The 13,178-nt window shown below is 40.5% G+C and carries 12 protein-coding genes; 9 read left to right on the top strand and 3 right to left on the bottom strand.

Going from position 1 to position 13,178, the window contains the following annotated elements:
- The first annotated feature begins 7 nt into the window (after nt 1-7).
- Together C4B60_RS00145 and C4B60_RS00150 are read left to right on the top strand one after the other, a co-directional pair.
- Entirely contained in the window at nt 8-691 is a 684-nt protein-coding gene (locus C4B60_RS00145) for a response regulator transcription factor (protein ID WP_104055525.1), read from the top strand.
- A complete protein-coding gene (locus tag C4B60_RS00150; RefSeq protein WP_104055527.1) occupies nt 688-2,106 on the top strand; it encodes a sensor histidine kinase in 1,419 nt (472 codons plus the stop codon). Before C4B60_RS00145 ends, C4B60_RS00150 begins: the two co-directional genes overlap by 4 nt.
- On the opposite strand, the gene C4B60_RS00155 is transcribed toward C4B60_RS00150, so the two are convergent.
- Nucleotides 2,087-2,491: an Hsp20/alpha crystallin family protein gene (locus C4B60_RS00155; protein WP_104055528.1), complete on the bottom strand. Its 405-nt coding sequence runs from the start codon at nt 2,489-2,491 to the stop codon at nt 2,087-2,089. The two genes, C4B60_RS00150 and C4B60_RS00155, sit on opposite strands and share 20 nt — an antisense overlap.
- Nucleotides 2,492-2,786: 295 nt before the next feature.
- Here C4B60_RS00155 and C4B60_RS00160 point away from each other — a divergent pair, with 295 nt between their 5' ends.
- Together C4B60_RS00160 and odhB are read left to right on the top strand one after the other, a co-directional pair.
- The gene (locus tag C4B60_RS00160; protein WP_104055530.1) at nt 2,787-5,609 is read left to right on the top strand and encodes a 2-oxoglutarate dehydrogenase E1 component; all 2,823 of its coding nucleotides are present in this window, start codon (nt 2,787-2,789) and stop codon (nt 5,607-5,609) included.
- A gap of 27 nt (nt 5,610-5,636) precedes the next feature.
- Nucleotides 5,637-6,917 (top strand): 2-oxoglutarate dehydrogenase complex dihydrolipoyllysine-residue succinyltransferase, encoded by a 1,281-nt coding sequence (gene odhB / locus C4B60_RS00165; protein ID WP_104055532.1) that lies wholly within the window; start codon nt 5,637-5,639, stop codon nt 6,915-6,917.
- A gap of 150 nt (nt 6,918-7,067) precedes the next feature.
- Here odhB and sda read toward each other — a convergent pair whose 3' ends face one another.
- Entirely contained in the window at nt 7,068-7,202 is a 135-nt protein-coding gene (sda, locus tag C4B60_RS00170) for a sporulation histidine kinase inhibitor Sda (protein ID WP_104055534.1), read from the bottom strand.
- 224 nt (nt 7,203-7,426) lie between these two features.
- On the opposite strand from sda, the gene C4B60_RS00175 reads away from it, so the two are divergent.
- From C4B60_RS00175 to C4B60_RS00185, 3 genes are all read left to right on the top strand, one after another.
- On the top strand, nt 7,427-8,023 hold the full coding sequence (locus tag C4B60_RS00175) for a DedA family protein (RefSeq protein ID WP_104055536.1): 597 nt from the start codon (nt 7,427-7,429) through the stop codon (nt 8,021-8,023).
- A gap of 413 nt (nt 8,024-8,436) precedes the next feature.
- On the top strand, nt 8,437-8,640 hold the full coding sequence (locus tag C4B60_RS00180; protein ID WP_104055538.1) for a DUF6501 family protein: 204 nt from the start codon (nt 8,437-8,439) through the stop codon (nt 8,638-8,640).
- A gap of 110 nt (nt 8,641-8,750) precedes the next feature.
- The gene (locus tag C4B60_RS00185; RefSeq protein WP_104055540.1) at nt 8,751-9,212 is read left to right on the top strand and encodes a Rok-like winged helix domain-containing protein; all 462 of its coding nucleotides are present in this window, start codon (nt 8,751-8,753) and stop codon (nt 9,210-9,212) included.
- Nucleotides 9,213-9,298: 86 nt separating this feature from the next.
- Here C4B60_RS00185 and C4B60_RS00190 read toward each other — a convergent pair whose 3' ends face one another.
- Nucleotides 9,299-10,096 carry an ion transporter gene (locus C4B60_RS00190; RefSeq protein WP_104055542.1) on the bottom strand — a complete coding sequence of 266 codons (798 nt, stop codon included), beginning with the start codon at nt 10,094-10,096 and terminating at the stop codon, nt 9,299-9,301.
- A 183-nt stretch (nt 10,097-10,279) separates the two neighbouring features.
- Here C4B60_RS00190 and C4B60_RS00195 point away from each other — a divergent pair, with 183 nt between their 5' ends.
- Together C4B60_RS00195 and C4B60_RS00200 are read left to right on the top strand one after the other, a co-directional pair.
- Nucleotides 10,280-11,161, top strand: coding sequence for an ATP-binding protein (locus C4B60_RS00195; RefSeq protein ID WP_104055544.1), 882 nt, complete (start codon nt 10,280-10,282; stop codon nt 11,159-11,161).
- Between the two features lie 11 nt (nt 11,162-11,172).
- On the top strand, nt 11,173-13,086 hold the full coding sequence (locus tag C4B60_RS00200; RefSeq protein ID WP_104055546.1) for a vWA domain-containing protein: 1,914 nt from the start codon (nt 11,173-11,175) through the stop codon (nt 13,084-13,086).
- Nucleotides 13,087-13,178 lie beyond the last annotated feature (92 nt).

The raw sequence follows: 13,178 nt of genomic DNA on the forward strand, positions 1-13,178 counted from the left end.
ACCGGGTATGGAAAAAAAAGTTTTAGTTGTAGAAGATGAAAAGAATCTGGCAAGATTTATTGAGCTTGAGCTTTTGCACGAGGGATATTCTGTGAAGGTTGCTGGGGATGGACGAGAGGGTCTTACAATCGCTCTGGAGGAGACATTTGACATTGTTTTACTTGATCTTATGCTCCCTTCTTTAAATGGCATGGAAGTATGCAGAAGAATCCGTCAAACTAAAAGTACTCCGGTGATTATGATCACTGCAAAGGATGGAGTCATGGACCGGGTGTCAGGGCTTGACAGCGGGGCAGATGACTATATTGTTAAGCCCTTTGCCATAGAGGAGCTGCTGGCAAGAATGCGCGCATTAACCCGCCGGACAGGTGATGCCGTTCAGTCTGTTCAAGCATCTGTACTGGAGCATAAGGATCTGATAATAAACACAGATTCCTACAGAGTCGAAAAAGCAGGAAGCGAAATTTCACTCACAAAAAAAGAATTTGACCTTCTTCGGATGCTTGTAGAAAATGAAAACGTGGTACTAACGAGAGACAGAATTCTTGAACGTGTTTGGGGCTACGATTCAGAAGTGGAGACGAATGTCGTAGATGTGTATATCCGTCACCTTCGTCATAAGATTGATATACCTGGAGAGCAAAGCTTAATTGAGACTGTGCGCGGTGCAGGCTATGTGATGAGGATATGAAAAAACTCGAGGATTTCTGGAATCGTTTATCTTTGAGGTGGAAGTGGACAATTTCCGGGGGAGCTACAATTTTTCTAACCTTCATTCTCTTTAGCGTAATCCTTATTATCGCGATGAGCCAGTGGATGATTCAGGAGGAGGAAGCTTCTGTTGAGGGGATATTAAACGACTTATCCGCGTTTTATGAAAGCAGGGGGCCGGGTATTACACTCGAGGATGTGTATGAAAGCCGGGATCTTCTTGAGCAGGTTTATGAAAAAGGTCAGACAATCCGGCTATATAATCGTGATGGTTTCGAGCTTTTTACCATTCAAAACGAAACGGCTTCTCTTTCCATTCCATTTGCTCCTGTTACTGGAAGGGAAATTGAACGGAGCAGGGTGAATAATCACGAGGTCCTGATTGGAAGATCCCCAATTCGATCCCAGCAGTTTAATGGGTTTGTAGAGGTCATTCACCCGTTAACCAGGTACAATTCCATGCAGAACTATATGGTACTGCTATCCTTTATCCTTGGCCTTTTGGCGCTTGTTGTTAGCGGGATTGTCGCTTATCTTTTATCCGGACGATTTATTTCACCGGTCGTTGCATTGGGGCATGCGATGCGTAAAACGCAGAAAGAAGGATTTCAAAAGCAGCTGGATGTACCGGTAGTACAGGATGAGGTTGGGGGACTTGTTGAAATTTTTAATGAGATGATGAAAGAATTGGAATCCGCTTTTGTAAAACAAAGACAATTTGTAGAAGATGCTTCTCATGAGCTAAGAACGCCCATCCAGATTATTGAAGGACATTTATCATTAATAAACCGCTGGGGGAAGGATGATCCCTCCGTTTTAGAAGAATCTCTTGGTATTTCCATTCAGGAAATTGACCGGATCAAACGGCTTGTCAATGAGCTTCTTATTTTGTCAAAGACAGACCGTGAAGTAGGCATTTATCCGGAAGCTTTCGCAAAGCCGCATTCAGTGCTTGAGTCTGCTCTTATCCGAATACAGGAAATTTATCCGGCTAGAGAGCTGATTCGAAATTTTTCTCCTGATGAGACAGTGGTCAAAATAGATTCACTTCATCTTGAGCAGATTTTAATTATTCTCGTGGAAAATGCGCTGAAGTACTCTCCGGATTCAGAGCCGGTTACTATTGAAACCCTGCTTAACGGTCCAGTATTTGAAATTGCTGTAAAAGACAGAGGAGCGGGAATACCTAAAGAACATATACCAAACATTTTTGACCGGTTTTACAGAGTGGATAAAGCACGCAGCAGAGAACATGGAGGCAATGGACTGGGGCTTTCGATCGCCAAAAAGCTCTTGGATCTGTACAAAGCTGAAATTACAGTTGAAAGCACGCCACAAAAAGGAACCACCATGACAATTAAACTGCCTGTGGTTCCTAATCAATTGAATCAATAGGAAGCTCCATTTCAAATTGCTGCTGATTTTTTGAAAGGCGGATTTCCAGTACACCATCCTTTGCTTCTGCACTGGCCCCTTTTTTTGAAATAGGGGAAGGAAGCGGTATTTTTATCATTGGCTTATCGGGAATTTGAACAGCGGCTTGAGTTAAGCTGTGGTGCACCTTTATGGACTGGAGCGGATGATCATGAATGCGTATATGAATAAATATGTAATGGAATGTCTCAAATAAGACATATTCAGGTTCCGGAGAAGAGGGCTTTGAAGCAGGATCAAAGGGGATATTCTGGTTTTTGAAGGACTGGTCCATATAATCCTTCAGCCACTCCTGCCAATCCTGCGGGGAGTTGGTCTTTGGGAAAAGTGATTGCCAAAAGTCCATTTCCTCACCCCCTATTCTTTCATATATGCTCAAACGGATTCTTATATGCTAAAAATAAGGCTTTAACCTTAGAAAGGGTAAGCTTTTAAGGCGCTGAATAATGAATAGAGATTCATATTTCGAGTCTATCTCTAAAATTTCGAAAAAATAGCACGAAAGGCTTTAACTCGTTCCTTTACAGTGATAAAATGTGTCTGTAAGCGTTTTAGAAACAATTATTACTATTTTTACATAGCATTTTTACATCTCGCTGAATACGCAGGTAAAAATGTCCTACATGTTGGAGGTTTTCAAGATGAGAAAACAGTCGGAACAGCAGGATTTATCCAGCTTGAGTTTTTCAGGTCCTAATCTTGGCTATATGATCGAAATGTATGATCTGTACCAGGAAGACCCGTCTCAGGTTGACGAAGAGTTGCAGGCTTACTTTAAAAAACACGGATCACCTGTGTCTCAATCAACTAAAGCAGAAGCTTCTGCTGAAGTGAAAATTGAGGGTACAGATTACAGCAAGGTCATTGCAGCTGTGCAGCTGGCGGATGCTATTCGCGCATACGGACATCTTGCAGCTGATATCAACCCCCTTAACGACCGTGAAAAAGACAGTAACCGGATTGAATTGGAAACATACGGACTTACACAGGAGGATCTTGAGAAAATCCCTGAAAATGTTCTCATTGCCAATTCAGTTGATGAAGTAACAAACGGATTTGAAGCGATTGAATATTTAAAAAAGATGTACACAAAATCCATTGCGTTTGAATATGCACATGTTCATGACAAGAAAGAAAAAGAATGGCTGAAACATTACATTGAGGCTGGAACACTGGATGAATCAATCGACACTGAAAAGAAAAAGTCGCTGCTTAAACGACTGATCCAGGTTGAAGGCTTTGAAAATTTTGTGCACAAAACATTTGTAGGGCAAAAGCGTTTCTCTATTGAAGGACTGGATACAATGGTTCCTTTACTGGATGAAATTATTCAGGCTGCTGTTGAAAAAGGCGCAGAATCCATTAATATCGGAATGGCCCACAGAGGAAGGCTGAACGTTTTAGCCCATGTGCTTGAAAAACCTTATGAAATGATTTTTGCTGAATTCCAGCACTCCCCGAGCAAGGACCTGATTCCTTCTGAAGGCTCGATTGGCATTACATATGGCTGGACAGGGGATGTAAAATATCATCTGGGAGCAGACCGGAAAGTAAAAAAAGAAGATTCTGCTAAAACTCGAATCACTCTCGCGAATAATCCGAGTCATTTAGAAGTAGTCAGCCCTATCGTAGCAGGCTACACGAGAGCTGCACAGGAGGATCGCACAAAGGCAGGATATCCAAGTCTTACTGCCGAATCCTCACTGGCTATTATGATTCACGGGGATGCTGCTTTTCCCGGACAGGGGATTGTTGCTGAGACGCTGAATATGAGCCAGCTTAGAGGCTACCATACTGGAGGCTCAATCCATCTTATTGCCAACAATATGATCGGATTTACAACAGAGTCATTTGATTCCCGCTCAACGAAATATGCGTCAGATACAGCAAAGGGCTTTGAAGTGCCGATTATTCATGTAAATGCTGATGATCCTGAAGCCTGCCTGGCTGCTGCTATGATGGCGTATGAATATCGTTCAAAATTCGGCAAGGATTTTGTTATAGATTTAATCGGCTACCGCCGTTTCGGACATAACGAAATGGATGAGCCGATGGTAACAAACCCTAAAATGTATACATTGATCACAAAGCATGACAATGTAAGAAAGCTTTATCAGGACCAGCTAGTAGGAGAAGGACTGCTTTCTGAGGAAGAGGCGGATGAGCTTAAACAATCCAATCTCAAATCGCTTCAAAAAGCATATGATTCGGTTCCGAAATCTGATAAGGACCCGGACACTGTGATGGATCCTCCTGATAAAGTCGTCGATCCGCTTGTTGATATTACGACGTCAGTCGAGCTTGATCGCTTAAAGAAAATGAATGAAGATCTGCTTAAATGGACTGACTTTAATGTATTTAAAAAGCTTGAAAAAATTCTGAAACGACGGGAAGATCCGTTTACAAAAGAAGGTAAAATTGATTGGGCTCACGCTGAAACTCTTGCTTTTGGTGCAATTTTGCAGGACGGCGTTCCGATCCGCTTAAGCGGCCAGGATTCACAGCGCGGTACATTTGCTCACCGCCATCTCGTTCTTCATGATGAAAAGACGGGTAAAGAGCTTACTCCTCTGCACCAAATTGAGGGAGCAAATGCCTCGTTCGTTGTATATAACAGCCCGCTGACTGAAGCAGCAGTTGTCGGATTTGAATATGGGTACAATGTGTTTTCTCCTGAAACCCTGGTTTTATGGGAAGCGCAATACGGTGATTTTGCAAATATGGCACAGGTAATGTTTGATCAGTTTGTTTCTTCAAGCAGGGCAAAATGGGGCCAAAAGTCTGGTCTTGTTATGCTGCTTCCACACGGATACGAGGGGCAGGGACCTGAGCATTCTTCCGCAAGAATGGAGCGATTCCTTACTCTTGCAGCAGAAAACAACTGGACTGTAGCAAATCTGACCAGTTCCTCTCAGTACTTTCATATTTTAAGAAGACAGGCTTCGATATTAGAGCGTGAAGAGGTTCGTCCGTTAGTTATCATGACGCCGAAAAGCCTTCTTCGCCATCCGCTGGTTTCAAGAACGGTGAATGAATTTACAGAAGGATCATTTAAGCCGTTAATTGAGCATGAAGAATATGGCCAGCAGCATGACAAGGTGGAACGCCTAGTGTTCTCTACAGGTAAAGTAGGAATTGATTTGATTGAAAGAGCATCAAAAGAAGAAAATAATGACTGGCTGCACATTATCCGAATTGAAGAAATCTATCCTTTCCCAATGGATAATGTAAAAGAAATTGTTGCCCGTTATCCTAACTTAAAAGAGATTAAGTGGATTCAGGAAGAACCGAAAAATATGGGGGCATGGACATTCGTAGAGCCAAGGCTGAAAGTGCTCGCTCCTGAAGATGTAAATGTTGAATATATTGGACGACGCAGAAGAAGCAGCCCGGCTGAGGGAGATCCTACTGTACACAAGAAAGAACAAACAAGAATTCTTACATCAGCGGTTACTAAGCAATAGATCGATCCAATAGAGGAGGAAGTCTCAGTGGCAGAAATTAAAGTACCGGAATTAGCAGAATCGATTACAGAAGGAACGATTGCACAGTGGCTTAAACAGCCAGGTGAACAGGTTGAAAAAGGGGAATACATTGTAGAGCTTGAAACGGATAAAGTAAATGTAGAAGTTATTTCAGAAGAAGCTGGCGTAATTCAGGAATTAAAAGCAGAAGAAGGCGACACAGTTGAAGTTGGCCAGGTCATTGCTATTGTGGAGGCTGGCGATGCCGCTTCTTCAGGTGATAGTGGTGAAAGCAATACTTCCGCAGAGCCTAAAAAAGAAGATTCCAAAGAAGAAGCTCCTAAAGAAGAGGTTCAGAAAGAACCATCTGATACTGTCGAAGAAACGTCTGATAGTCAGAAAAAAGAAAGAACGATTGCATCGCCTGCTGCCCGCAAATTAGCACGTGAAAAGGGCATTGATCTTTCCCAGGTATCCGCTGCGGATCCGATGGGACGCGTAAGAAAACAGGATGTAGAATCTCACTCATCCAAACCGGTGCAACAAGAGCAGAAGCAGGAATCAAAGCCTGCAGCCAAAAAAGAGCCGGAAAAGAAAAAAGATACAAAACCTGTCATTCGTGAAAAAATGTCGAGACGCCGACAAACTATTGCCAATCGTTTAGTTGAAGTTCAACAGACAGCAGCGATGCTGACGACATTCAACGAAATCGACATGACAAAAGTGATGGATCTGCGCAAGCGTAAAAAGGATCAGTTTTTTGAAACAAATGATGTACGACTGGGCTTCATGTCTTTCTTTACGAAAGCAGTAGTGGCAGCACTGAAAAAGTATCCATACGTAAATGCAGAAATCGATGGAGACGAAGTTGTGCTGAAACAGTATTATGATGTTGGAGTAGCGGTGTCAACTGAAGATGGTCTGGTGGTTCCGATCGTTCGAGACTGTGACCGCAAAAGCTTTGCAGAAATTGAAGGAGAAATTGTGGAGCTTGCTAAAAAAGCGAAAAATAAAAAGCTTCAGTTAAGTGATCTTCAAGGCGGTTCTTTTACCATTACTAACGGAGGCGTATTCGGTTCATTACTGTCAACGCCGATCTTAAATGGACCTCAGGTTGGAATTCTAGGTATGCATACGATCCAGCTTCGTCCTGTAGCGATAGATGCTGAGAAGATGGAAAACCGCCCAATGATGTATATCGCTTTGTCCTATGATCACAGAATTATTGATGGAAAAGAAGCGGTAAGCTTCCTGGCAATGGTGAAGAACTTATTAGAAAATCCAGAGGATTTATTATTGCAGGGGTAATAACAAGCATTTAGTAACAAGTCGGCTTGCAGTGGAATGCATCCTAAAAGTTGAACCTCAAATCAACTATCAGGATCCATTTCAGCTAATAGCCGGCTTTTTCTTATAAAAAAACGTGCAACCCAATTGGGTTACACGTTATGTAGACTATTATCGTTTACTTCTTCCTGAATGGATGCCGCGTTTTTTAATTTCTTTTCGAAGGATATTTTGAGTGTCTTGTTCCCCATGCTTTTCTGCGTCACGATACGCTGCCATCAGCTGCTCATTACTTAAAATTTTCATCGTTATCAGACCTCCTTCAAATGATAATGGAATATTCTAATAATTCCATTAACCAAAGTATAGCAGGTTACCTTATCTTTATTCAACCCATAACCCGGTTTGTTATAAAAATGTATCATCAGTAATAGTTCTACATTATAATTAGGCGATCTTCTCCGGATTGGATATAATATTGTTAACTTAATTATTGGTAAGATCAAACGGTCAGGAGAGATGATAAAAGAATGGATACCGCTCTTTTTGATGAATTAACAGAACGGTTCGGCTACTTAAGCATGTTTTTATTCAGCTGGCTTTTATTCTTCGGACTGCCGCTTCCGAATGAACTAGCTGCTTCATTTGCAGGGATGATTACAACAGAGCTTTCTTATAATCCTATGATCGCTTTTTTTTCTACTTATTTTGGTCTTATTTCAAGCGCTACAGCTGCCTATGGGATTGGAAGGCTGCTTGGACCGAGAGTAGAACGGTTTCTGAAGAAGTCCCGCTACCTTTCAAATTGGCAAAAGGGAACTTCATTGCTCAACCGATTTGGCAGCTCAGGAATTGCGATCAGTTTCTTTATTCCCGGTGTCAGGTGGGCGATGCCCTATATCGTCGGATTAGCTAAGCATGAATTTTGGAAATTCTGTTTATTTGCTTATTCAGCTGCTTTAATCTGGACATTTATTTATTTTCAGATTGGACGATCTTTTCCTCTGATCTATCCGGAAATTATAGACAACCTGAAATATTTTGTGCCTGCGGGAGCCATCATAGTAGGTTTAGTCATTATTTTTGTGCAATTTAAAAAATCCAACAGGAAGGAAAGAGGCGTTTAAAAGAGGGTAAAATCATTAATTAAAATCTATTTAGACGCTTTCTTTATACTTAGTAGCAACTCCTAATAAAAAAATTCAAATAAACTTATTTAAAATTTTTAAAATGACCAACTGAATCGTCAAAAGTCAATAAATTCCTCTAACTTTAAAAAACTGACTGATAAATTACTTAAAAGAGCATTTCTCACTTAACAAGTATACTTTACGCAATTAAGTATTTCATGCGTTTTAGAAGCTGTCAGGGGTCCATAGAAGGGGTCTGAGCATGCAAGGAGTACCCTTATAAGCAGGAAAAGAAATGAATGTGTAAAATTTATTTAAAATAACATAAAAGAAGAATAAAATGATTGAAATGTGCTTGAAACTGCTCATTTCTAACGATATACTCATAACAACGGGAAGGAGTGAGGAATATGATTCATACTGCATGGAGCACCAGGCAGGCACAAAAGCAGGTAGTATGCGTTCATGACAAAGCTGCTAAATATGTAGTGAATAATGTTTTAACAACTGGTAAAACATATAATGTGCAAAACGAAACAGAAGAATTTATCTTTATTATTGATAATACAGGGAAAGTGGGAGGATTTTACAAAGATTATTTTAGAGAAATTTAGGTAAACGAAATTCCATTTTTTATTAAATAATTTCAGTTTAGCGTCTTTCCAATTAGATTTCTAACTATTATAATAAATTTATACAATTTAAAGGAAGGAGAGAGTGGCCTATGTTTAATGAAAGAACTGCTCTTAAAATTCGCCTGGAGCAAATGGCGGATGCAGAAGAGAGAATTCTTCAAGAATTTAGAAGAGAACGCCAGACGATCCTTGAACGTTTAAGAGAGTTAGATGCTTCTGAATCTGCAGTCGGAGAGTTGGAATATGGAGGCTCTGCTGATATTGTACCGATCAGTTCTGCCCTTGATTCAGCTGAACCAGTGCGCAAAAGCGGTATTCGCATGACAAAGCCTAAAAAGATTGGCAAATCAAGACAAATGCATGAAGCGGCTTTTAGAATTTTAAAAGAGCGTCTGCAGCCTGTTAAAGGAACTGAAATACAGGAATTTATTTTAAATGAAACCGGGTTTAAAGTAGCTAATATGACGACTTTTATGAAAACCATTCAACGAAAAGACAAGCAGGTCCGAAAGCTTGATCGCGGGTTATACATATTTGAGAAAGACTCTTAACCAAATAAAAACCCCTAATTTAATGAAGAAATTAGAGGGTTTTTGTTATCTTTTTGTTAATTTGACCTGGCAAAACGTGTTTATTTTTACTGCTGGTTTTTGTTTTGGCTTTTTATCAATTGTTTTATTTCTTCCAATTCCTTTTGAACCTCTATCAGTTTCCGTTCTGTTGGAGATGGATTCTCCTCCGCATTTGCTTCTTCCACATTCGTCACCACAACACCAACAAATAGATTAAAAATCACAAAAGTCCCTAATAAAATAAATGTTACAAAAAACCACCAGGATGCAGGGTCCTCAGCTAAAATTGGCCTCATTACTCCGCTTGCCCATGATTCAAGGGTTACTACCTGGAACAGGGTTAATAAAGATGCGTGAAGTGTACCGAAATATTCAGGTGCAATGGATTTGAACAGTGTTGTGCCTATAATTCCATAAATATAAAAGAAAATACCTAATAGAAGCATAATCGTGCCCATTGAAGGAATGGTTTTTAATAAGGCGTTAACCATTTTCCGAAGAGATGGAATGATTGATATTGCCCGCAGCACTCTGAGGACCCTCAGTATCCGCAAAACCGTCACATAGTGTCCTCCAACAAACAAATGACCGCTTGCGACAATAACAAAATCAAAGATATTCCAGGGCTCTTTAAAAAACGACTTTAAAGAACGGCTTCCAGCCAGCCTGATGATGATCTCAATGGTAAAAAGCCAAAGCAGTAGCTGATCGGCAATGATAAACCAACTGGAGAACTTCTGATAAACTGAAGGATAGGTTTCAAATCCGATCAGGACGGCATTAATTAAAATTAAGGCAATAATTAAACTTGTAAATTTTGGATGGTCTGCTAACAACGCACACCTTTTTCTGATTGCATGCATACTTTTTCTATTCTCTCCCCTCACGTATTCCCAAAATTCATTTTACGGGATTGCTCAGGCCTTGTCATCTCTCAGTACGAATAACTGATCAATTATCCAAAAAGGGATAATAGTTGATTGTCTCTCTAAGCGAAAGGTAGAATAAAGGATCAAGATATTCAGAAGAAGTGAGGATGAACGATAATGAATGTATTGGACCAGCTGCCTGAATCAATTATGACAATTATAGATAAACGCAGAAGCCGCGAGTATGACGCAACTGATCAAGTGAGAATTGGACGGGGTGGATATACTTCTACGGATACGAGTATTCTAGAAGATGCTGTGATCAGTCTTGCGTTAAATAAAAATGTCCTTTTAAAAGGGCCGACCGGATCAGGAAAAACAAAGCTAGCTGAAACGATAAGCGAGCTTTTTAACCAGCCCATGTACAGCATTAACTGCTCAATTGATTTAGATGCTGAGGCCATGCTTGGTTATAAAACGATCGAACAGATTGATGGAAGATCCTCTATTACTTTTGTGGAAGGGCCGGTTATTCAGGCAATGAAAAAGGGTCAGCTGCTGTATATAGATGAAATCAATATGGCAAAGCCCGAAACACTTCCTATTTTAAATGGGGTGCTTGATTATCGCAGAACGATAACGAACCCTTTTACGAATGAAACGGTTACAGCTAAAGAAGGATTTGGTGTTATATCCGCGATTAATGAAGGCTATGTTGGAACAGTTCCGTTAAATGAAGCACTTAAAAACCGGTTTATTGTGATTGATGTCCCGTATATTCAAGGGGAAACATTGAGAAAGGTCATTACCGCACAAAGCGACCTGAAGGATTCAACCTTAATCTCACGTTTTATTCAGCTATCAGAAGACCTTCTTGTTCAGGTGCAAAACGGTCAGGTATCTGAGGAGGCAGCTTCGATCAGAGCTTTGATCGATACATGTGATTTGGCCGTTTATCTGCCGCCATTGCGCGCTATACAAAGAGGCATTGTGGAGAAAGTGGAGGATGAACGTGAAAAAGCGGCAATCCGTAACGCCGCTCAGACCATTTTCGAGTAGGAGAGAGAGCTATGCAGCGATTTATCCAATTTAACGATGAAAATATCAATTCGTTTCAGCTGATGGAATTAATTGATTTGGCAAAAACATTAACTAAGATAAAAGATATGGATGTTGAATACGGTCCATTAAATTATTTTGATTTACCAAATAAAAAAGTTCTGGTCAGTCATTTCTGGGATCATCGCACGCTTGAAGAAGAATGGCTTGGTCTTACCTCTGACATTTTCATCCGTGCTATTGGAACGAATCATTTTAGCGATGTAAAAGAAATTAACCGGTATATAAATAAGATGAAAAATAGCCCGCTTTATTCTTTTTCAAAGCAGTTATTTATGATGATTGAGGATGCAAGGTTAGAAGAAATAGTGAAAAGAGAAAGGCCTGGAACTAAAAAAGCTTTTGAAGCAAGAAGAACCATCTATACTAAATATTTTGAATCTCAACTGAAAGTGCATCTTGTAAAGGGTGTGCACACTGATGCATTATTTAATTTTTTATACATGCTGCTGCATGCCCGTTCCCCGATAACGGACTGGCCTGCTATTCAGAAAGAAATTAATTTAGCCGGGCCTTTCATTAACCTGCAGATCCAGCGTTCATTTGATTCTGCATCTACTGGTGATTCCGCAAAGATTTGTTTAGAGCTTGTAGAAGTTTTAGAGGATATCCTGCAAAAGGATATGCTAAATGAATACTTTCATCTGCCTGAACGAACGATGCAGGAGTGGGAGGAAAGCCTGACCTTTGACGAACTGAAGCGCCGTGATCCGCTGCAAAATGACGATGAAGCAGAAGAGAAAGCAACAGGGGAAGAAGAAGTTATGGAAGAAGAATTTCAAACCTGGCACCGGGAAAGTGAAGAAAAGGGTGATTCCTTCCTGCAGTTTGACCTGGAGCAGGGGACAAAAACGAATATTAAAGGAGAAGCTGCAAGAGAAGGTGATGAAGGAGATCAGGCTTTAGGGATGGTTCAGGGAGCAAGCAGAAAATCTTCCCATAATGACTTCAAAGGCGATATAGATGAATCCAGGGAAGAAGAAAGAGAAGGCAGCGGTGAAAATTACGGAAGAGAAAACCGGCATGCTTATCCGGTCTATGAAACAGCTTCCGCTATAACACCTGAGAATCAGCGTAAATACGATTCCTTTAAAAAAGAAATTTCCTTTCTTCAGAAAAAGCTTCAAAAAATTATAGAGAAAACACTTGACCATAAAAAAATTCAGCCAAGAAACCGATTGGTGTTCGGCCGCCTAAGTAAGCAGCTGGTGCCTTATTTTACTGAAGAGCAGCCTAGAGTATTTTATAAAAAGGATGAAGAATCCCCACAAATTGATGCCACCTTTACGCTTTTACTGGATTGTTCAGCATCTATGCAGGATAAAATGGAGGAAACGAGAAAAGGCCTTATTTTGTTTCATGAAGTATTAAAATCAGTTCGGGTCCCACACGAGATTGTCGGCTTTTGGGAGGATACCGACCGGGCAAGCGAAACAAGCCAGCCGAATCATTTTAAAACAGTCATCCCTTATAATGATTCAATTCATTCTTCCTCAGGAGCTGCTGTGATGCAGTTAAAACCCGAGGAGGATAACCGGGATGGTTATGCAATAAGGCATATGACTGAAAGACTGACAAAGCGGGCTGAGAAAAACCGCTTTCTGCTTGTTTTTTCTGACGGAGAGCCTGCAGCCATGAATTATGAGCAAAACGGGATTATGGACACCCATGAAGCCATTATTCAGGCACGTAAACATGGAATAGAAGTCATGAACGTTTTTCTATCTACAGAGGAAATTCAGGAATCCCAAAAGGACGTTATTCAAAATATGTACGGTAAATACAGTTTATTTATCCCTAAAATAGAAGAGCTGCCGGATATTTTATTCCCGCTCCTAAAACGCCTTTTATACAAAAGTATCTAATGATATTTCCATCTTAAGGCTGAGACAGATTCATTCCCAGTCTCCGTTTTATTTTTTCTTCTTTTGTCTACAATGAGGATAGCAGAAGAAGA

The sequence above is a fragment of the Jeotgalibacillus proteolyticus genome (genome assembly GCF_002926065.1).
GTDB classification, from domain to species: domain Bacteria; phylum Bacillota; class Bacilli; order Bacillales; family Jeotgalibacillaceae; genus Jeotgalibacillus; species Jeotgalibacillus proteolyticus.